The organism is Dokdonella sp. GW821-FHT11D02 (assembly GCF_058808595.1).
In genome coordinates this window covers 2,407,020-2,426,567 of record NZ_CM179520.1, presented here as the reverse complement: position 1 = coordinate 2,426,567, position 19,548 = coordinate 2,407,020, and the positions used below count along the sequence as shown (strand labels likewise).

General features: G+C 66.4%; 17 protein-coding genes and 1 tRNA gene. 2 read left to right on the top strand and 16 right to left on the bottom strand.

Features of this window, described 5'->3' with window-relative positions; genetic code table 11:
• Nucleotides 1–10 precede the first annotated feature (10 nt).
• The 3 genes from AC3QL3_RS10165 to AC3QL3_RS10155 are packed head-to-tail and all read right to left on the bottom strand — an operon-like array spanning nucleotide 11 to nucleotide 2,650.
• Nucleotides 11–1,363: a sensor histidine kinase gene (locus AC3QL3_RS10165; RefSeq protein ID WP_492898601.1), complete on the bottom strand. Its 1,353-nt coding sequence runs from the start codon at nucleotides 1,361–1,363 to the stop codon at nucleotides 11–13.
• Nucleotides 1,360–2,034 (bottom strand): response regulator, encoded by a 675-nt coding sequence (locus AC3QL3_RS10160; protein WP_492898599.1) that lies wholly within the window; start codon nucleotides 2,032–2,034, stop codon nucleotides 1,360–1,362. The genes AC3QL3_RS10165 and AC3QL3_RS10160 overlap by 4 nt, the downstream gene beginning before the upstream one ends.
• A gap of 40 nt (nucleotides 2,035–2,074) precedes the next feature.
• On the bottom strand, nucleotides 2,075–2,650 hold the full coding sequence (locus tag AC3QL3_RS10155; RefSeq protein WP_492898597.1) for a class I SAM-dependent methyltransferase: 576 nt from the start codon (nucleotides 2,648–2,650) through the stop codon (nucleotides 2,075–2,077).
• 144 nt (nucleotides 2,651–2,794) lie between these two features.
• Between AC3QL3_RS10155 and olsE the strand changes: the two genes are divergently transcribed.
• Together olsE and AC3QL3_RS10145 are read left to right on the top strand one after the other, a co-directional pair.
• Entirely contained in the window at nucleotides 2,795–3,787 is a 993-nt protein-coding gene (gene olsE / locus AC3QL3_RS10150; RefSeq protein ID WP_492898595.1) for an ornithine lipid hydroxylase OlsE, read from the top strand.
• A gap of 3 nt (nucleotides 3,788–3,790) precedes the next feature.
• Nucleotides 3,791–4,132: a hypothetical protein gene (locus AC3QL3_RS10145; protein ID WP_492898593.1), complete on the top strand. Its 342-nt coding sequence runs from the start codon at nucleotides 3,791–3,793 to the stop codon at nucleotides 4,130–4,132.
• Nucleotides 4,133–4,201: 69 nt separating this feature from the next.
• Here the strand turns inward: AC3QL3_RS10145 and AC3QL3_RS10140 are convergent, their stop codons facing one another.
• The 13 genes from AC3QL3_RS10140 to fdnG form a co-directional block, all read right to left on the bottom strand.
• Nucleotides 4,202–4,555, bottom strand: coding sequence for a response regulator (locus AC3QL3_RS10140; protein WP_492898591.1), 354 nt, complete (start codon nucleotides 4,553–4,555; stop codon nucleotides 4,202–4,204).
• A gap of 1 nt (nucleotide 4,556) precedes the next feature.
• Nucleotides 4,557–6,074, bottom strand: coding sequence for an ATPase domain-containing protein (locus tag AC3QL3_RS10135; RefSeq protein WP_492898589.1), 1,518 nt, complete (start codon nucleotides 6,072–6,074; stop codon nucleotides 4,557–4,559).
• Between the two features lie 566 nt (nucleotides 6,075–6,640).
• A complete protein-coding gene (gene ligD / locus AC3QL3_RS10130; RefSeq protein ID WP_492898587.1) occupies nucleotides 6,641–7,564 on the bottom strand; it encodes a non-homologous end-joining DNA ligase in 924 nt (307 codons plus the stop codon).
• 70 nt (nucleotides 7,565–7,634) lie between these two features.
• A complete protein-coding gene (ku, locus tag AC3QL3_RS10125; protein WP_492898585.1) occupies nucleotides 7,635–8,516 on the bottom strand; it encodes a non-homologous end joining protein Ku in 882 nt (293 codons plus the stop codon).
• A 90-nt stretch (nucleotides 8,517–8,606) separates the two neighbouring features.
• Nucleotides 8,607–8,759, bottom strand: coding sequence for a DUF3309 domain-containing protein (locus tag AC3QL3_RS10120; protein WP_492898583.1), 153 nt, complete (start codon nucleotides 8,757–8,759; stop codon nucleotides 8,607–8,609).
• Between the two features lie 337 nt (nucleotides 8,760–9,096).
• On the bottom strand, nucleotides 9,097–10,149 hold the full coding sequence (gene selD, locus AC3QL3_RS10115) for a selenide, water dikinase SelD (protein WP_492898581.1): 1,053 nt from the start codon (nucleotides 10,147–10,149) through the stop codon (nucleotides 9,097–9,099).
• Between the two features lie 277 nt (nucleotides 10,150–10,426).
• A tRNA-Sec gene (locus AC3QL3_RS10110) sits at nucleotides 10,427–10,522 on the bottom strand.
• Nucleotides 10,523–10,545: 23 nt separating this feature from the next.
• A complete protein-coding gene (gene selB / locus AC3QL3_RS10105; RefSeq protein ID WP_492898579.1) occupies nucleotides 10,546–12,480 on the bottom strand; it encodes a selenocysteine-specific translation elongation factor in 1,935 nt (644 codons plus the stop codon).
• On the bottom strand, nucleotides 12,465–13,874 hold the full coding sequence (gene selA, locus AC3QL3_RS10100) for an L-seryl-tRNA(Sec) selenium transferase (protein ID WP_492898577.1): 1,410 nt from the start codon (nucleotides 13,872–13,874) through the stop codon (nucleotides 12,465–12,467). Before selA ends, selB begins: the two co-directional genes overlap by 16 nt.
• Before the next feature lie 5 nt (nucleotides 13,875–13,879).
• Nucleotides 13,880–14,833: a formate dehydrogenase accessory protein FdhE gene (gene fdhE, locus AC3QL3_RS10095; RefSeq protein ID WP_492898575.1), complete on the bottom strand. Its 954-nt coding sequence runs from the start codon at nucleotides 14,831–14,833 to the stop codon at nucleotides 13,880–13,882.
• 76 nt (nucleotides 14,834–14,909) lie between these two features.
• On the bottom strand, nucleotides 14,910–15,557 hold the full coding sequence (locus AC3QL3_RS10090; RefSeq protein ID WP_492898573.1) for a formate dehydrogenase subunit gamma: 648 nt from the start codon (nucleotides 15,555–15,557) through the stop codon (nucleotides 14,910–14,912).
• Nucleotides 15,554–16,456 carry a formate dehydrogenase subunit beta gene (fdxH, locus tag AC3QL3_RS10085; RefSeq protein ID WP_492898571.1) on the bottom strand — a complete coding sequence of 301 codons (903 nt, stop codon included), beginning with the start codon at nucleotides 16,454–16,456 and terminating at the stop codon, nucleotides 15,554–15,556. Before fdxH ends, AC3QL3_RS10090 begins: the two co-directional genes overlap by 4 nt.
• An 11-nt stretch (nucleotides 16,457–16,467) precedes the next feature.
• Nucleotides 16,468–19,536 (bottom strand): formate dehydrogenase-N subunit alpha, encoded by a 3,069-nt coding sequence (gene fdnG / locus AC3QL3_RS10080; protein ID WP_492898569.1) that lies wholly within the window; start codon nucleotides 19,534–19,536, stop codon nucleotides 16,468–16,470.
• Nucleotides 19,537–19,548 lie beyond the last annotated feature (12 nt).

Here is a 19,548-nt window from a genome sequence, read left to right as displayed (position 1 = left end):
TCTCCCGCCGCTAGGCGCGTGCCGGACCCGCGTTGAAGACCAGGCGAAAACACGCGCCTCCTGCTCGATCCTCGATCGAAACACTGCCGCCGTGCCGCTGCATGACCTCTTCGACCAAACTGAGACCGAGCCCGGCGCCGCGGCCCTCCTTGTGTCCCTTGTAGAACGGTTCGAACACGCGGTCGCGCAACTCGCGCGGGATGCCGGCGCCTTGATCACACACCTCGAGCCAAGCAGCGCCGACCGTCACCGACAGCGTTCCCTTGCCGCCGCCGTGATCGATCGCGTTCTGAATGAGATTGGTCAAGGCGCGTTCGATCGAACGGCGATCGGCGAGCACTTGCGGCGCGGCCGTCGCGGCGAAGAACTCCAGTTGATAACCGGCCGCGAAGACGAGAGGACCGATGTCGAGCACGACGGTGCGCGCGAGCTGCTCGAGATCGACCGCGGCGAATCGCTCGCCGCCGGCGCGCAGGCGTTGCAGGTCGAGCATCTGCTCGACGATGACGCCCATCCTCGCCGCGTCCGTATCCAACTGTGACTTGATAGGCGACTGCGGCAAGGCGCCGATGCGCGCATTCAAGATCGCGAGCGGAGTGCGCAGCTCGTGCGCGGCGTCGGCGAGAAAGCGCTGCTGGCGCTCGTAGCCGTCGTCGAGTCGGCCTAGCGCACCGTTCACGGCGCGCACGAGCGGTACGACTTCTTGCGGGATATCTTCGGCGGTCAGACGCCCGCCGCGCTTCTCGACGTCGATCGCGTCCGCCTGCCGTGCCGCGCGCTCGATGCCGGCGAGCGTGCGGCGTACGACGAACGGCGTCGCCACGAACGCACCGATCGCGACGACGACCAAGATCGGTAGCGCTTGCTGCAGCAGAACCAGCGAAATCGCATAGAAAATCAAGAGCGGCGACATCCGCGACGCCGTGCCGGTCACGAACTGCACTTTGCCGGCGGCGGAGTCGGCCCAGCGCATGCGCGCCGTCGGCCGCTCGGGGTCGCCCATGTTCCAGCCGAGCCGCGCCTGATTGACGCGATCGAGCACGCCGCCGAGATCGACGTATTCCGGCGGCACCTCACCCTCCGACAACCGATTGCCTTGGCGGTCGCGGATGACGAACCACAAATCCGGTGCGCCCTCGCGCAGCGTACGCATGGCCGCCGTTTCGGTCAGGCGCAGCTTCCCGTCGGCATCGCGCGACAGCGCCTCGCGCAAGGTTTCGACCGTGCCTTCGGCGGTGGAAAAGTCGAACAGCAAGCCGGAGCCGGACAGGATGGCGACGATCGCGATCAGGACCAGCGATTGCACCAACAGAAGACGGCGGAACAATTGTTTGCGCAAGGAAGGCGCGGCCTTGTCGCTCATGATTGCTCCTGCAGCAGATAGCCGACGCCGCGCACGACGTTGATGACGACGCCGGCCTGCGCCTCGGCGAGCTTGCGCCGCAGCCTCGAGATGTGCGATTCGAGCGAACCGGATTGGACGTCATCATCGAAGCCGAACACCGCCTCCATCAGGGTCGACCGCGGCACCATTCGACCGGATCGGCGCATCAGGCATTCGAGCACGAGCAGCTCGCGGCGCGGCAACTCCAGCGCAAGGCCGTTCACGCGGACGTCGTTGAGGCCGAGATCGAAGGCCAGCTTGCCGGCGACGATGACCGAATCGCGCAGCGCCGTCGGGCGGCGCAGCACGGCGCGCAGGCGCGCCAGCAATTCCTCGAACACGAACGGCTTGGCGATGTAGTCGTCGGCGCCGGTTTCGAGTCCGTCGATGCGATCGGGCGCCTGCCCCTTCGCGGTCAACACGATGACGGGCAGGGAATTGCCTTCGTCACGCAGCTTGCGCAGAAGCTTCATGCCGTCGCCGTCGGGCAAGTTGCGGTCGAGCAGCAATGCGTCGTGTACGCCGTCGCGCAGGGCGGAGTGCGCCTCGGCGAGCGTGCCGACATCGTCCATCAGAATGTGATGGCGGGAAAACGCGGCGCGCAACGCATCGACCAGCCGCGGCTCGTCTTCGATCAGCAAGAGCCGCATCGATGCTCCCCAGCTCGCAGCGTGGCAATGGCGGCAACCCTCAGGCGTCGGAATTGCGCACGATACGGTAGACGCTGGCCGGAGGGATATTGCGGTAGGTGTGGCCGATCCGGTGCGCGCGCAGGTTGAGCCGGTCGAGAATCGAACGGCGGATCGGACATCGCGGCCCGTAGGTGAATTGATAGAAAGCGCCGGCCGGCCCGAGCTGGGCGAAGCTGCCGCCGACGATGTCGATGACGATGTCCGGTTTCATCGAGAGCAGCGGCAGGCCGCTGACCACCGCGCCGAAGTATGCGCCTCGCAGGAGATCGCTGTGAGCGAGCCGGCGCGCGTCCATGCGCAGGACGCGCGCAGCCGGAAAGCGGCGGCGCAGCATCGGCACGAACTCCTCGCCGACCTCGACCAGGCTGAGGTCGTGCTCGGCGACGCCGCGCGCCAGCAGCGCCCGCGTGAAGACGCCGGTGCCGGGGCCGAGTTCGAGCACCGGGCCGGTCGCCGCCGAGATCTCGCTCGTGATGAGGTTCGAAAGTCCCGTGCCGGACGGAGTGACCGAGGCCACACGCAGCGGCGCGGCGAGCCAGGCGCCGAAGAAACGGATGCTGTCGGAAAGGAGCACGCGAAGGTTTCCACTGTCGAGTGGGCCCATTAGCGCGCCACAACATTGCAGAAGTCTGGCGTCGATTCCCGGCCGTTACGCCAGCTCCACGCAAACTTCAGCGGTTATCAAGGCGGTCCCGAAGCCACCCACGGAGACCGCTGCGTGCCCAGATCCGCCACCTTGCCGACGAACGGATTGCGTAGCGCGGCTGCGTTCGCGTTGTGGCCGCTGCTCTACGCCGGCGGTCTGTGCGGCGCCTATTTCGCCTTTCACAGCGAGCGGCCGATCTTTTGGTTCAACGTAGCGTACCTCTCAGTGGCGGCCACGATCGGACTGTTCGAGCGCCTGATGCCGTACGAACGGACTTGGTTCGACCCCGACGGCGAGGCATTCAACGACATCGCACATACCTTGATGTCGAAGGGACTGGTTCAGGTCGTCGCGGCACTCGCCGCCTCGTTCCCGTTGCTGCTGGCGATGTTCGCGCAGCCCTCGCTCGCGCCCGACATCGGGCTGTGGCCGGCGCAGTGGCCGTTGTTCGCGCAAGTCGTGTTGGGTTTGTCGATCGCCGAGCTGGGTCTGTACCTGGCGCATCGCGTGGCGCACGAGCGGCTGACGTTCTGGCGCTTTCACGCGCTGCACCACAGCGTCGTGCGGCTGTGGGTGATCAATACCGGACGCTTCCACATCGTCGATTCGGCGCTCAAGGCCAGTGTGAGCCAGATTCCGCTGTATCTGCTCGGGGCTCCGCTTGAGGTCTTTCTCTGGATCGGCGCGGTCACCGCATTCACCGGATTGCTGACCCATTGCAACATCGCCGTCCGCACCGGCTGGCTCGACTACGTCTTCAGCACGCCGCGCCTGCATCGCTGGCACCACTCGCGCCGGCTCAGCGAAAGCAATACCAACTACTGCGAAAACGTGGTGCTGTGGGACCAGGTCTTCGGCACCTACTACAACCCGCCCGGCCCCTCTCCGATCGACATCGGCATCAGCGGCACGATCCCGAAAACGCTGTGGGCGCAGATCGCGCAACCGTTTTCCGCAGCGGGCCTGCGTCAGATCCTCGGGCGCAGGCCGGCATCGGCACGCGACGACGGCGAGCGACGCGATGTCCCTCCCCACGTCGGCGCCATTCCCATTCAACCGGAGTAGCTCATGAAGAACGTACGCATTCTTGCTGCAATCCTGCTGTTCGTACTCGGCGCATCGGCGGCGCAAGCGCAACGCGTCGACCCGGCCGACGAGGAGTACTCCGCGCAGCGATACCCCGAACGCGTCGATCCCTGCACGGACGGACGCTTCAGCGACGGCCGCGCGCGCAGCTGCGGTGAGCTGTTGGAATGGCTAGACGAGCGCGACGCGCACTCGCGCCGCTGGGATCGTCACCCGCCGCATCGCAGCGACTACGACCCTTGCCGCGACGGCCGCGTCAGCGACGGCCGGCCGCGGACTTGCGGCGAACTCAAGCGATATCTTCGGACCAAGCGTTGGAGATAGGCTGGCGGCCGTCGCGAGGAGCGCGGTGCGAAGAAGCCGTGTGTAGTGCTCTGTGGATCGGCCGAGCCATCACTCGCACAGCACGCGCCGAATCGCCTCGAGCACGGTGCTGGCGCGGAAGGGTTTGTCGATGAAGGCGGCAAAGCCGTCGTACAGCTCGCGCAACAATTCCACGCGCGCTCCGCTCATCATGATCATCGGCACCTCCGGCCGCAGCGCGTGCATCATTCGCGCCGCCGTCGGCCCGTCCATCACCGGCATCATCCAATCCATCAGCACCAGGTCGGGTTGCTCGGTGCGGAACAGTTCGAGCGCCTGCTTGCCGTTGCCGGCCACCACGGTCCGGTACCCGGCGTCCGAGAGCAAGGTCTCGAGGATGACCTGGATACCGTGCTCGTCGTCGACTAGCAGAACCTTGTGCACGTCAGCTCCGTCTGCCCTCGCCCTCGTCGAGAGGACCGGCCGGGGCAGGCGCTACCGAGATGACGTTGCGGCGCGCTTGTCCCTCGAGCAGGCCTTCGACGCGGCCGAAGGTGGCGGCCACTTCGATGCCCGCCGGTGTGATGGAAAATTCCTGCAGATTGGCGTCGAACGCGCTGTCGCGCACCTTCAGGATCGCCAGCAGGCGGCGCAGCGACGCATCGATTTCGACGTAACGCAGTAGAAGCATGTTTTCCGCCAGCATCGAGATGCCGTCGATCGAAGCCTGCGTTTTCGCGGCGAACAATTCCGCCTGCTCCATCGCGAACAGCGAAGTGCAGCCGAGCGCGCGCAGCTCGTTGGTCAGCGCGGTGACGAAGCGGCTCAGACGCGCGGGTTCCGGTGCGCTCAGACGAAAACCGTCGATGCCGTCGACGAACAAGCGGCGCACGCCGCGTTCGCGCACCAGGTCGATCAGGCGGTTGCCGAGGCGATCGAGAATGCGCTCCGTCGGCGCTTCCCAGCTGATCGCCAAGTGTCCGTCGTTCTGCAGACGGCTGAAGTCGAGGCCGAGCGCGTCGGCCTTGTGCAACAAGCGGCGCGGCGTTTCGTAGAAGCCGAAATACAAGCCCGGCTCGGCCGCCGAACTGCACCCGAGGAACTGCAAACCGAGTGTGGTCTTGCCGCAGCCGGAAGGCCCGAGCATCAAGGTCGTCGTGGCCGCCGGCCAGCCGCCGCCGATCAAGCGATCGAGCGCGGCGATGCCGCTGGAAAGACGCCCGCTCGCGAACGGCTCATCGTCGTGCGATTCGCCGTAGACCGCCTCGACCCGCGGGTAGGCGACCACGCCGTCACCGGTGATCTGTATCGCGTGGCGGCCGTCGAGATAGTCCGATCCGCGAAACTTCTTCACCTCGATGTGGCGCAGCGATTGCGCCGCCGGCACGCGACGCGTCAGTTCGATCACGCCCTCCACCATCGTTTGCTCGGGCAGCACGACCGCATCTTCCGCGCTGGTCAACAGCAGCATCGAGCAATCCATCACCGTGGAGATCGACTGCAGGTCGTGCACGAACTGCTTGAGATGGGTGTTGGAAGCGGTCATCTGCTCAGCCGCCGTCAACCCGTCGAAGATCAAGAGATTGGTGCCCAGACGCTCGATCTCGCGCCGGATAAGCATGGTCAGGCCCTTGAGCCCTTCCTGATCGAGCGTCTGGTAGGCGCTGACGTAGTACAGCGAGGACGGCACCGCCGCGGTGTCGTAGAACGACAGCGAGCGCATGTTGCGCATCATCCGCGCGTGGTTCTCGGACAACACCGTCACGTACAGCACGCGGCCGTTCTGGCGGATGTGCTCGAAACACACCTGGTGCGCCAGGATGGTCTTGCCGGTGCCGGGTACGCCTTGCACGATGTAGACCGCTCCCTGCAGGAACCCGCCGCCCAAGATCGCGTCGAGCCCGGGCACGCCGCTGCGGAATCGCGCCGAATCCTGCTCGCGCCCGCCCGATCCCGTTGTCATTGATCATCTCCGAAGGACACTAGCGGCGAGTGTAACGGCGAAGCCGGCGCACGGAAGCTGTCGTCTGCCGAATCCGCCGACGAGCCGACCTGCTCTTCAGTGCGCGTTGGCCTCCCCGTGCCACGCGCAGTCAGCGGCGAGGCTCAGCTGCGAGATTCGCCGGCGCCATCGCCGCACTGCGGATGGCCGCAGCCGCAGCGACTCTCGCCGCTCTTCAGCGGGCTGCCGGTGGCGTTAGCACAATGCGGACTGCAATAGGTCTGCCCCGCCGGCACTTGGCACGAGCAGCCCTCGTGCGCGCAGCTCTGCTCGGATTGATCGACGATCATGGCGTCCTCCACCGATGGCGCGGTCGCCACCGCAGGGCATTGCTTTGCAACGGCGGCAGGCGAATTCGCTGACATCGTGATTCGTGCAAGACCTGCGCCATGCGTCCGTGCGTGAGCGGGAATTCGCGCGGCATGGTGCGCTCGGCGCAGCGATCGATGCGGAATGGAGAACGCGGCCGGGCAATGTTTTCCGCGGCACGAAATTTTTTCCCGCAGCACGACTCGATCGACCTGCTATCACTCGCCGATGCGATCCGATGCCGGCAAAGCCTGCTCCAGAGTTTCGAAGTCCGGCCATGGCGGTGCGCGCAGAGCGGCCGCGCGCCGCTTCGCCGCGGCGAGATCGTAGGCAGCCGCTCCGCCCGCGGCAGCGAGCTGCTCCCAGCGCAACGGCACCACCACCGGCGCGCCGGCGCGTGCACGCAATGACCAGCTGGCGACGCTGGTGGCGCCGCGCGTATTGCGCAGCCAATCGATGAAGATGCGGCCGTGCCGCTTTTCCTTGCTCGCGCTCGCCACGTAAGCCTGCGGACTGCGCGCGGCCATCGCGCGCGCCACCGCCTCGCAGAACGCTTTGACCTCGTCCCAACTCGGCCCCGGCGTGATCGGCGCGACCACGTGCATGCCCTTGCCGCCCGACAGGCGCACGAAGCTCTGCAAGCCCGCCGTGCGCAAGCGGCGCCGCACCTCGCGCGCGGCCGCGACCAGGGCCGACCACTCGATGCCGGGATCGGGATCGAGGTCGAACACCAGCCGGTCCGGCCGATCGAGCGCATCGATGCGCGCGCCCCAGGGATGGAATTCGAGCGTGTTCATCTGCACCAGTTCGAGCAGGCCGATCTCGTCCTCGATGTAGACGTATTGATCGCTGCCGCCGTCTTTCTCGCGCAAACGCACCGAATGCACGTGCGCGCCGAGCTTGCCGGAGTCGTGCTTCTGGAAGAAACACGAATCGCCGGCGCCGCCGGGACAGCGCAGCAGCGACAGCGGCCGCCGTGCGATCTCCGGCAGCAAGCGCCCGGCGACGGCGCGGTAGTAGTCGGCGACGTCTCCTTTGCTGTAGGACGTGCCGGGATACACGCGCCGCTCCGGATGCGTGATCGTCACTTCGTCCGCGCCGCCGCGCGCTGACCGCGCGGTCGGCTTACGAGTTGCGCTCATGCCGACCTCCTCTGCGTCGATGCCTCATCCTCGCACGCGCAGACGTACGGTGCAGGTTAGGACGCCGGTATCAAGCCGAACGGCGGCGGCGCCGCGGCGCGGACTTCTTCGCCTTGGTCGATTTGGCCGCCGTTTTCTTGACTGCGCGCGCCGCGCGCGGCTGTTTCGATTCGAGACTCTTCTTGAGCAGCTTCATGAAGTCGACCACATTGGTCGCCTCCTCCGCCGCCTCTTCCTCGTGCGGCGGCTGCACCGCCTTGCCGCTCTTGATGCGTTTTTGGATGACCTCGTGCAGGCGCTCGCGGAATTCGTCGCGATAGTCGGCCGGATCCCACTTGCCGGCCATCGAATCGACCAGCTGGCGCGCCATCTCGAGTTCCTTGCGCGTGACGCGGAAGTCGGCGACGCGGCCGTGCGGCAGCTCGTAGTCGTCGAGATCGACCATCTCCTGCGCATAGCGCAACAGCATCAGCACCAAGGCGTCGCCTTCCGGGATCACCGCGGCGAGATACTCGCGCGTACGCACGACCACGCGTGCGATGCCGATCTTGTTCGCCTGCTTCAAGGTTTCGCGCAGCAGCACATAGCCTTTCTGCGCCTTGCTGCCGGGCACCAGCACGTAGGGTTTTTCGTACTGGCGCGGCGTGATCGAGCCGGCGTCGACGAAGGCTTCGACGTCGACCGATTCGTGACTCTGCGGCGCGGCCGCGCGCAGGTCCTCGCGCTCGATCACGACGTAGTTGCTCTTGCGGTACTCGAACGCCTTGACCACGTCCTTCCACGGCACTTCTTCGCCGGTTTCGCTGTTGACGCGTTCGTAGCGAATGGGCGAGTTGTCGCGACTGTCGAGCATGCGGAAATGCAGATCCGTGCGGCGCTCGCCCGACAGCAGCTTGACCGGTATCTGCAACAGGCCGAAAGAAAGCGTTCCGCTCCAGATCGCACGCGCCATACCCGCCTCCGATTTCGTCGCGCGGCGCAGCGGCCGCACTCACAACGATGCGATCGCCAGCCTGAAGCCGGCCTGACGTCGCCGCCCCGCTCAGATGCGCCCGAGCAGTGCCAGGATCACCACGATGATCAGGATCGTGCCGAAGATGCCGCTCGGGTAGTAACCCCAGCCGCGGCTGTAGGGCCATGACGGCAGCGCGCCGAGCAGGAGCAGGATGAGCACGACGAGAATGATCAAGGACATGGTGAACTCCTTTGCGAGTGAAGTGGCGTTGAGCGTTCACGACTCGTGCCAACGCGCTCCGCGGCCACCGGCGCGTGTAGGCCGTGGGCAAGAATGGGAAAAAAATGCACGAGGAGAGACTTTCTTCCTATCCGTGTCCAAGCGGCGGACGCAGGCGCCGGCACGATCAGGCCGACTTCGAACGCCCGCGCGGGAGTGAGTCGCGGTCCGCGGCGTAAGCCGGCGGTACATAAAAGCAGCGGCACTCGGCCGGTACTACCCGACTGGACTCGGAACCACCTTACTGCCGTTCGATCACCTGAGAGCGACGTCGTGATCCGTCGCGAGCGCCTGGTCGTCAGGCCACGCGGATGCGCGCTTCACCGCTCTGCAGCATTCCGATCCGTGCTGGCGCGAAGCCGCCGCGAACGAAGGCTGCGGATACCTGATTGACTGCCGCGGGCGCACAGGTCACGAGCAATCCGCCGCTGGTCTGCGGATCGGTCAAGAGCGTTCGATGCACGGGGTGCAGCGACGAGGCGAGTTCGATTCGATCGCCGTAGGCCTGCCAGTTGCGCGAAGACGCGCCGGTAGCGACGCCCTCTTCAGCGAATGCCTTGGCGGCAGGCAGCAACGGAACGGCTTCCATCTCGACTTGCGCCGCGAGTCCGCTGGCGCGACAGATTTCGAGCAGATGGCCGAGCAGGCCGAAGCCGGTCACGTCGGTCATGGCGTGAACGCCGTCGAGCGCGGCGAGTTCGACGCCGGCGACGTTCAAGCGCGTGGTCGTGTCGATCAGCGCGCGATAACCGTCTTGGTCGAGCAGACCCTTCTTGTATGCGGCGGAATAGATACCGACACCGAGCGGCTTGCCGAGCACCAGCACGTCGCCGGCGCGCGCCGCGGCATTGGTGCGGACGCGTTGCGGATGGACCAGACCGATCGCGGCCAGTCCGTAGATCGGCTCGACCGAGTCGATGCTGTGGCCGCCCGCGACCGGAATGCCGGCTTGCGCGCACACCGCTTCGCCGCCGCGCAGGATGTCGCGGATGGTTTCGCGCGGCAGGCGCTCGACCGGCATGCCGACGATGGCCAGCGCGAATAGCGGACGCGCGCCCATCGCGTAGATGTCGGAGATCGCGTTGGTCGCAGCGATGCGGCCGAAGTCGAACGGATCGTCGACGATCGGCATGAAGAAGTCGGTGGTGGCGACGATCGCCTGTTCGTCGTTGAGGCGATATACCGCGGCGTCATCGGCGGTGTCGCGACCAACCAGAAGATCGGTGAACGGTCCGGCTGCCGGCAGGTCGCGCAAGAGTTCGCTGAGTACACCCGGAGCGATCTTGCAACCGCAGCCGCCGCCGTGGGAGAGCGAGGTCAAGCGCGGCGGTGCAGTGTCGATGGAATTCATGGCCTGGTTCGAGCGATTTCTTCCGATGATCGTGGAAGGTCAGTGCGAGATTCCCTCACCCGCCGCTACGCGGCGACCTCTCCCACAAGCGGGAGAGGTGAAAGCAATGCTTCGGCAAGATTCCGAAACCTCTCCAACGAAACCAGCTGTTAGTTGAAAAGTGCGGCCATGGATGGCCGCTCTAGACCCGCCGAAGCAACCGACCAAAACACCAACTCGACCGGCCACGAAGCGGCGATCAAGGACGATCGCACATATACCTGATCGCACCAACACATGGCGGAAGGTAGCAGGAGTCGAACCTACCAGGGAGCGATCGACGCCCCCTACCGGGTTTGAAGCCCGGCCGCATCACCGGATGCGCCTGCCTTCCGAATTGCGGGACGAGACGATCGTTCACTTCCGCTCGAACCAGCCGCTGTCCGCGCGCACGATGCGCGCGTCGCGCACGCGGCGAGTGTAGCCAACGCGATCGAAGAACTCCAAGATTTGGATGGTGCGCTTGCGGCCGAGGCCGAGCGCGTCGCGATACTGCGCCGCGTCGAGTTTGCCGTGCTGCACGGCGAGTTCGCGCAGGATCTCGGCCAGCCTCTGCACGCATTCGCCGGCGTAGAACAGATCGTGCACGATCTGGTACAGCGCGCCTTGCGCCGCACTCTTGCGCAAGACCGTTCTGACTTGTTCTTCGGCAGCGCCGGTTTGCCGGGCGAGATCGCGCACCCAGGGCGGATCGAAGCGGCCGGCGACCAGCAGCGGATGCAGGCGTTGCAGCAACACCTGCTCATTCTCACTGAGATCGATGCGATACCCAGGCAGATGCAGCCACGGACCGTTGCGTCGCACGGCCTGCTCCGCTGTCAGCTCCTCGAGCAGACGACGCCAGATCGCATCGCTCAAAGACGGCTCGACCCGACGGCGCAGATGCGCGCTGTCGATGCCGGCCTGGTCGGGATGTTGCTCGTGGAAATCGCGCAACGCGGCCAGCGCACGCTCGCGCAAGGCTTGCCAATGCGTGACGAGAACGATGCGCGTGCCGCTCACCGTATCGACGCGCCGCGCTTGCTGCGGCAGCGCGATGTCTTCCGGCGCGCATGCGCACAGACGCACCAGATCCTCCAGCGCGATCCCGTGCGGCGCCTGCTCGAGCACAGGCAGCAGGCCGTCGCCCGCCAGCCATCGCTCGATCGCGGAGAGCCAGGCCAGATGCGCCGGGCGCTTGCGCTTGCGTTCCGGCGCACAGGCGTCGAGCACGACGCCGCCGCCGACGGTGTGCAGCGCCTGCGCGTCGCGCACGATCAAGCGGTCGCCTGCGACCGCGCACATCGGCTCGGCGAAGACCAGCTGCACGCGCCCCGATTCGCCAGCGGACAGATGCTCGCCGTCGAGCAAGATCACATGCGCGACTTGCCGCGCCGTACCGACATGCACGTGCAGCGGCGCCCAGGTGCGCAAGACCGTCTTGGCTCCGTCGAGCAGATTCAAGCGCACGTCGATGCGCCGGCTCGGCCGCAGCAGACGCGCATCGGCCAGCCAGTCGCCGCGTGCGAGCGCATCACGATCCACGCCGGCCAGATTGAGTGCGCAACGCTGCCCGGCTCTGCCGCTCGATTCTTTCCGGTTCTGCGCGTGGATGCCGCGCACGCGCACGGTCAGTCCTTTCGGCATCACGCTCAAGCTGTCGCCGAGCCGCACGCGGCCGGCATGCACGGTGCCGGTGACCACGGTGCCGTGACCGGCGAGGCTGAAGACGCGATCGACGGCGAGGCGGAACAGTCCTGCCTCGCTGCGCCGCGTGGTGTCCGCCGCCACGCCGTGCAGATAGCTGCGCAAGGCGGCGACGCCGGCATCGGCCGGCGCGGTCGCATCGAGCGGAAACACCGGCGCGCCGCGCAAGCCGGTTGCGGCGAGCAGGCTCTCGATCTGCGCTTCGACCTCGCGCACACGCGCCGCCTCGACGCGATCGACCTTGCTCAACGCGACCGCGCCGCGCGTGACGCCGAGCAGATCCAGGATCGCCACGTGCTCGCGCGTCTGCGGCATCACGCCGTCGTCTGCCGCGACCACCAGCAAGGCGAAGTCGATGCCACCGGCGCCGGCGACCATCGTGTGCACGAGGCGCTCGTGGCCGGGCACGTCGACGAAGCCGAGCACCGGGTCGCCGTGCACGGCGGCGTGCTCGACGGCGACGTAGGCATAGCCGAGTTCGATCGAGATGCCGCGCGCCTTTTCTTCGTCGAGCCGATCGGTGTCGACGCCGGTCAGGGCGCGCACCAGGCTGGTCTTGCCGTGATCGATATGCCCGGCCGTGCCGACGATCACAAAAGACGCCACTGCGCGACGAATTCCTCCTCGTCGCGTTCTTCCAGACAACGCAGGTCCAGCCACAAGGCTTTGTCGGCGAGACGGCCGAGCAAGGGACGCGGCAGACCGCGCAAAGCGATCTCGAGTTGTTGCAGGCTGGCGCGCTTGTCCTTGCGAGCGCGCACGCAATAGCCCCAGCTCGGCAAGCGATCGACCGGCAAGGCACCGCTGCCGATCTGGCTTTGCATCGGCGCCGTCGCGACCTCGTAGCGGTCCTGCAACGCCTCTTGCACCGGCGGCAGCAAGCGCTGCGCTTGTTGTTCGATCGCCGCTTCCGGTCGGCTCAAAAGACGCAGCGTCGGAAGATGTTCGGGCAGGCGCTCGGGCGCGCGATACAGCAACAACACCGCTTCGAGCGCAGCCAGCGTCGCCTTGTCCAGCCGCAGCGCACGTTTGAGCGGATTGCGCTTCAAGCGTGCGATCAGCTCCGCACGGCCGGCGACGATGCCGGCCTGCGGACCGCCGAGCAGCTTGTCGCCGCTGAAACCGACCAGGTCCGCACCGGCCGCCAGCGTTTCGCCGACGGTGGGTTCTTTCGGAAGCCCCCAACGCGAAAGATCGAGCAGGCTGCCGCTGCCGAGGTCGACCGCCAGCGCGAGCCCGCGCGCGTGCGCGAGCGCGGCCAGCTCGGCGACGCCGACGCTGGCGGTGAAGCCGCTGATCGCGTAGTTGCTCGCATGCACCTTGAACAGCAGCGCGCTGCGCGTGCCGATCGCGTCGCTGTAGTCGCTCGCGTGCGTGCGATTGGTGGTGCCGACCTCGACCAGCTTGGCGCCGGCGCTGCGCATCACGTCGGGGATGCGAAACGCGCCGCCGATCTCGACCAGCTCGCCGCGCGAGACGATCGCTTCGCGCCGGTTCGCCAACGTGTTCAACAAGAGCAGCACCGCCGCGGCATTGTTGTTGACGACGGTGGCCGCCTCCGCGCCGGTCAGTTCGCAGATCGCCCGCTCGACCGCGGCCTCGCGATCGCCGCGGCCGCCGCTGTCCAAATCGAATTCGAGGTTGACCGGTGCGGCCATTGCGCACGCTGCCGCTTCGATCGCCGTGTCCGGCAGCAGCGCGCGGCCGAGGTTGGTGTGCAAGACCGTGCCGGTCAGGTTGAACACGCGGCGCAGATGCGGCCGATCTGCCGCGTCCAGCCGGGCACGCACCGAATTCGCGATCATGTCGGCTTGCACGGCGTCGCGCGCCAGCGTGCCGGCAATCGCCTGCGCACGCAGACGATCGAGTTCGGCGCGCAAGCCGGCGACTACGCGCGTGCGGCCGTGGCTCTGCAGCAAGACTGCGAATTCCGCACTGCCCGCCAGGCGGTCGAGCGACGGCAAGTCGCGCACGCCGGCCGCTTCGGCTTGCGTCGCCATGCCGCTCACGCCTCGGCGGCTTGCCACAACAGCGGATTGCCGCTCGCGCGGGCGTAGCCGGCGTCGGCCAGCAAGAGATCGAGCGCGAGGCTGGCGAGGTCGTCGGCGATCGGCTCGACCGCCGGATCGTGTTCCTGGTAGAGGATCTTGCGATAGCCGTGGCAGGCCTCGCAGGTTTCCGCGCGCACCGCCGCGGTGCCGACGGATTCGTCCGTGCTGGTCGCCGCGCTCAGCGAGTAGTACGCGATGTCCTTGCCGGAAGAGTCGCACTGGCTGCATTGCACGCGCACCTTGTGCCACTCGCAGGCGCACAGCGAGCAATGCAGATAGCGATACCCCTGATACGGCGCTTGCGCGCGCACGATGCTGGCGATCGGTAGGCTGCCGCAGAGCGGACAGACGCCGGCCACGTCGAGCGGCTGCACCGCCTCGGCGCGGAAGCGGCTCGACTGCGCCACGCCGTGCACTTGCAGCGCCGCCATCAGAAACGGCGCGGCCGCCGCATCGACGGCGCCGTCGCGCGCGCCGAGCAGGACCGCAGCCTGCTCGCGCAGCGGCTCGGCCGGCAGCGCCGCGACGCGGCGCGCGAGCTGCGCGACTTGCGGCGGAAAGCCGGGTTGCGCCGCGATCGATGCGCAGATCGCGACGAGCGCATCGCGCCACGACATAAGCTCGGGCCAATCCGTCGCCGCCAGCGGCGGCATGCGGTGTTCGTGCGCCGCGGCGAGCCGTTCCGGCGCGAGGTCCGTGGCCGGATAGTCGATCAGCGCGGCGTGTTGCGCATCGGCCAGCGCCGCGCAAAGACGCAAGTAATCGGCGATCTTGCTGTGCGCGGCCAGCGTACGCAGACGCGCCGCCCGTTGCGCGAACAGGTTTTCACGCTGCGGCAAACGGATGCGCGGGATCGAGCGCTGCGCGAGCGTTTCGATCTGGCCGGGCTCGAGTATGCGCTGGCTCATGGGCTGGCCGTCGATGCACCAGCCTCTATCCTCGCCGCTGCCGCGGCGGGCGTCCAGCCTCGCGGATGCGGAGCGACTACTTGCGCTCGTTCGCGCCGCCGACGACTTCGCGCAGCCAAGCGCGATGATGCTTCCAGGCCCAGCCGCGGCTGACCGTGCCGCGCGTCATCGCGCGGACCGAGCCCTTGACCCAGATCGCCGCGTAGATATGCACCACGATCGCGCAGATCAGCACCAGCGCGCAGAACGCGTGCAGCAGCGAGGCGAAGCGGATCACCTCGATCGAAAAATAAAACGCGAAGTAGGCGCGCCAGATCACGATGCCGGAGAAGAGCAGCCCGATCAGGCACAACACGATCGTATAGAACAGAAGCTTTTGCCCGGCGTTGTACTTGCCGACCTCGGGCAGGTGTTCCTCGCGGTTCTCGACCACGTCCTTGATCTGGCGCAACCACTGCCAGTCGCGCGGCTGCATCACGTTGTCGCGCCAGAGCTTGAGCGCGAGCAAGGCGAACGCAGCGACCATGACCAGGCCGATGAACGGATGCAGGATGCGCGTCCACGGACCGCCACCGAACAGTTCGCTGAGCCAGAACAGCGCCGGATGGAACAAGGCCAGGCCGGACAAGGCCAGCAGCACGAAGCTGATCGCGACGATCCAGTGGTTGATGCGCGTGGCCGCCCGATAGCGGACGATCGACTCGGGTTTGCGCGCTTCGCTCATGACTTCTTCTCCAGTTCACGGCGCGCGGCTTCCTCGTCGGACTCGTCGGTTTCGTTCGGACCGATGCCGATGTAGTGCAGGAAACCGGCCGCGGCGGTGGCGAGGATCGCGAGCAGGCCGAGCGGCTTGGCGATACCCTTCCACAAGCCGACCATCGCGCTGATCTTCGGCTGCTCGGGCAGGCCGCTGTAGAGCTGCGGCTGGTCGGCGTGATGCAGCACGTACATGACGTGGGTGCCGCCGACGCCGGCCGGGTCGTACAGCCCGGCTTGCTCGAAGCCGCGCGATTTCAGATCCTCGATGCGCTCGGCCGCGTGCTGCTTCATCGCGTCCTTGGTGCCGAACACGATCGCGCCGGTCGGGCAGGTCTTCACGCAGGCCGGCTCCAGGCCGACCGCGACGCGATCGGAGCACAAGGTGCACTTGTACGCCTTGTGGTCCTGCTTGGAGATGCGCGGGATGTTGAACGGGCAGCCGGTGATGCAGTAGCCGCAGCCGATGCAGTTCTCTTCGTGAAAATCGACGATGCCGTTGGCGTACTGCACGATCGCGCCCGGCGAAGGACAGGCTTTTAGGCAACCCGGATCGGCGCAGTGCATGCAGCCGTCCTTGCGGATCAGCCACTCCAGATCGCCCTTGGGGTTTTCGTATTCGGCGAAGCGCATCAGGGTCCACGACTGCCCGCTGAGATCGTGCGGGTTGTCGTAATGGCCGGTGCAGGTGCCTACCTCGTCGCGCAGGTCGTTCCATTCCATGCAGGCGACCTGGCAGGCCTTGCAGCCGATGCACTTGGTCACGTCGATCAGCTTGGCGACCTGGCCGGTGTGTGCGCCGCGCGCTTGCGGCTCGGGCAGGGTGGTGGCCGAGCGCCGCACGATGTCGAGCGATTGCAGTGCCATTTCGCTGCCTCCTAGAGCTTCTCGACCTTGACCAGGAACGACTTGAACTCGGGCGTCTGTGTGTTGCCGTCGCCGACGAACGGGGTGAGCGTGTTGGCGATGTAGCCCGGCTTGGCCACGCCCAGGAAACCCCAATGGATCGGCACGCCGACGGTGTGCACGCGCTTGCCCTCGATCGTCAGCGGTTTGATCCGCTTGGTCACCATCGCGACCGCTTCGATGTGGCCGCGGTTCGAGCTGACGCGCACGCGACTGCCGTTGTCGATGCCGAGTTCGTCGGCCAGGGCCGCGCCGATCTCGACGAACTGTTCCGGCTGCACGATCGCGTTCAGGCGCACGTGCTTGGTCCAGTAGTGGAAGTGCTCGGTCAGGCGATAGGTGGTCGCCACGTGCGGGAACTGCGCGGCCTTGCCGAACGCGGCGCGGTCGTCGGCGAACACGCGCGCGGCCGGATTGTTCAGCGCCTGCGGCTGGTTCGGATTGAGCGGATTGTTCGCCAGCGGCGTCTCGAACGGCTCGTAGTGCTCGGGGAACGGTCCTTCGGCCATGCCGGCGCGGGCGAAGAAACGCGCCACGCCTTCGGGGTTCATGATGAAGGGCCCCATGCCGCCGTCGGGATTTTCGTCGGCCTTGAAGTCGGGGATGTCCGCGCCGCTCCAGGCGCTGCCGTTCCAGGCGATCAGCTTGCGCGCCGGATTCCACGGCTTGCCGTGCGGATCGCAGGAGGCGCGGTTGTACAGCACGCGCCGATTCGCCGGCCACGCCCAGGCCCAGTTGATGGTCTGGCCGATGCCGGTCGGATCGGAGTTGTCGCGCCGCGCCATCAGGTTGCCGGTCGGTCCCCAGGCGCCGCAGAAAATCCAGCAGCCGCTGGCGGTGCTGCCGTCGTCGCGCAGTTCGGCGAAGCCGGCCAGCTGCTCGCCGGCCTTGCGCAGGATCTTGCTCGCGTCCTTCGGATCGGCCAGATCCTTCAGCGCGCTGCCCGAATATTCGCGCGCCAGTTCTTCCGGCGCCGGACTGTCGGGCTGCGCGTACTTCCAGGTCAGGTTGAGGATCGGCTCGGGGAACGCGCCGCCGTCCTTGCGATACATCTCGCGCAGGCGCAGGAACAAGCCGGCCATGATTTCCAGATCGCTGCGCGCCTCGCCCGGCGGCTCGGCGCCCTTCCAATGCCATTGCAGCCAGCGCGAGGAATTGGTCAGCGAACCGTTCTCCTCGGCGAAACAAGTCGTCGGCAAGCGGAACACTTCGGTCTGGATCGTCGTCGGATCGACGTCGTTGAGCGCGCCGTAGTTCTTCCAGAACTCGCTGGTCTCGGTCGCGAGAGGATCCATGATGACCAGATACTTGAGCTTGGAAAAACTCGCGCTGAGCTTGGCCTTGTTCGGCGCGGCGGCGAGCGGATTGAAGCCTTGGCAGATGTAGCCGTTCATCTTGCCCTGGTTCATCAGCTCGTAGGCCTGCAGCATGTCGTAGGGCTTGTCGAGCTTGGGCAAGTAGTCGTAGGCCCAGCGGTTGTCGGCGTTGGCGGCGTCGCCCCACCACGACTTCATGAAGCTGACGAAGAACTTGCGATAGTTCTGCCAGTAGCTGAGCTGGTTTGGCCGCAGCGGCTTGAGCGCACGCGCGCCGATGTAGGCCTCGAAGTCCTGCTCGCCCTCGTTGGGCAGGGTCATGTAGCCGGTCAGCAGGTTGGACATCAGGCCGAGATCGGTCAGGCCTTGGATGTTGGAATGCCCGCGCAGCGCGTTCATGCCGCCGCCGGAAATGCCGATGTTGCCGAGCAGCAGCTGCACCATCGCGCCGGTGCGGATCATCTGCGAGCCGATCGAATGTTGGGTCCAACCGAGCGCGTACATGATCGTCATGGCGCGATCGGGCGTCGCGGTCGAGGCGATCATGTCCCAGATCTGCAGCACCTTGTCCTTCGGCGTGCCGCAGACACGCTCGACCATCTCCGGCGTATAGCGCGCGTAGTGCTGCTTGAGCAGGCTGTAGACGCAGCGCGGATCGCTCAAGCTCGGATCGGTCTTGACGTAGCCGTCTTCGCCGCGCACGTAGTCCCAGCTCGACTTGTCGTAGCTGCGCTTGTCCGCGTTGTAGCCGGAATAAATACCGTCGGTGAACGCGTATTCGTCCTTCACGATGAAGGACAGGTCGGTGTAGTTGACGACGTACTCGCGCTGGATCTTGTCTTGCGTCAACAGATGGTTGATCAGTCCTCCGAGGAAGACGATGTCGGTGCCGGTGCGGATCGGCGCATACACGTCGGCGACCGAGGCCGAGCGCGTGAAGCGCGGATCGACCACGATCAGCCGCGCCTTGTTGTGCGCTTTCGCTTCGGTGACCCACTTGAAGCCGCACGGATGCGCTTCGGCGGCGTTGCCACCCATGATCAGAATCAGATCGGCATTCTTGATGTCGACCCAGTGATTCGTCATCGCTCCACGGCCGAACGTCGGGGCAAGACCTGCCACCGTCGGGCCGTGTCAGACACGTGCTTGGTTGTCGAACGCCAGTAAGCCGAGGGAACGTGCCACCTTGTGCGTGAGATAACCGACTTCGTTGCTCGAAGCGGAGGCGGCGAGCATGCCGGTGCTCAGCCAGCGGTTGACGGTGAGGCCGTCGGCATTCTTCGCGCTGAAATTCGCGTCGCGGTCCGCCTTCATCAACTTGGCGATGCGCTCGAACGCGTCGTCCCAAGAGATACGCTGCCAGCGGTCCGAGCCCGGCGCGCGGTATTCGGGGTATTGCAGGCGGCTGTCGCTGTGGATGAAGTCGACCAGGGCGGCGCCCTTGGGGCACAGCGTGCCGCGATTGACCGGATGGTCGGGATCGCCTTCGAGGTGAAAGATCGAGGCCTGCGCGTTCTTGGCACCGTCGCCGAGGCCGTACATCAGGACGCCGCAAGCGACCGAACAGTAGGGGCAGGTGTTGCGCGTTTCGGTGGCGCGGGCGAGCTTGAACTGCCGCACCTCCGCCAACGCTTCGCCGGGTGAGAAACCCATCAGCGTCAAGCTCGAACCCACCAGGGCGGTGCCGGTGACTTTCAAGAATTGACGTCGAGTCAACGCGGACATGACGTTCTCCTC

Excerpts from the sequence above, each read along its gene's own strand:
- fdhE (WP_492898575.1), bottom strand. The coding sequence starts at position 14,833 with ATGAGCCAGCGCATACTCGAGCCCGGCCAGATCGAAACGCTCGCGCAG.
- AC3QL3_RS10090 (WP_492898573.1), bottom strand. The coding sequence starts at position 15,557 with ATGAGCGAAGCGCGCAAACCCGAGTCGATCGTCCGCTATCGGGCGGCC.
- AC3QL3_RS10160 (WP_492898599.1), bottom strand. The coding sequence starts at position 2,034 with ATGCGGCTCTTGCTGATCGAAGACGAGCCGCGGCTGGTCGATGCGTTG.
- selA (WP_492898577.1), bottom strand. The coding sequence starts at position 13,874 with ATGGCGACGCAAGCCGAAGCGGCCGGCGTGCGCGACTTGCCGTCGCTC.
- AC3QL3_RS10135 (WP_492898589.1), bottom strand. The coding sequence starts at position 6,074 with ATGACAACGGGATCGGGCGGGCGCGAGCAGGATTCGGCGCGATTCCGC.
- fdxH (WP_492898571.1), bottom strand. The coding sequence starts at position 16,456 with ATGGCACTGCAATCGCTCGACATCGTGCGGCGCTCGGCCACCACCCTG.
- AC3QL3_RS10120 (WP_492898583.1), bottom strand. The coding sequence starts at position 8,759 with ATGTCCTTGATCATTCTCGTCGTGCTCATCCTGCTCCTGCTCGGCGCG.
- selD (WP_492898581.1), bottom strand. The coding sequence starts at position 10,149 with ATGAATTCCATCGACACTGCACCGCCGCGCTTGACCTCGCTCTCCCAC.
- AC3QL3_RS10165 (WP_492898601.1), bottom strand. The coding sequence starts at position 1,363 with ATGAGCGACAAGGCCGCGCCTTCCTTGCGCAAACAATTGTTCCGCCGT.
- ligD (WP_492898587.1), bottom strand. The coding sequence starts at position 7,564 with ATGAGCGCAACTCGTAAGCCGACCGCGCGGTCAGCGCGCGGCGGCGCG.
- ku (WP_492898585.1), bottom strand. The coding sequence starts at position 8,516 with ATGGCGCGTGCGATCTGGAGCGGAACGCTTTCTTTCGGCCTGTTGCAG.
- AC3QL3_RS10145 (WP_492898593.1), top strand. The coding sequence starts at position 3,791 with ATGAAGAACGTACGCATTCTTGCTGCAATCCTGCTGTTCGTACTCGGC.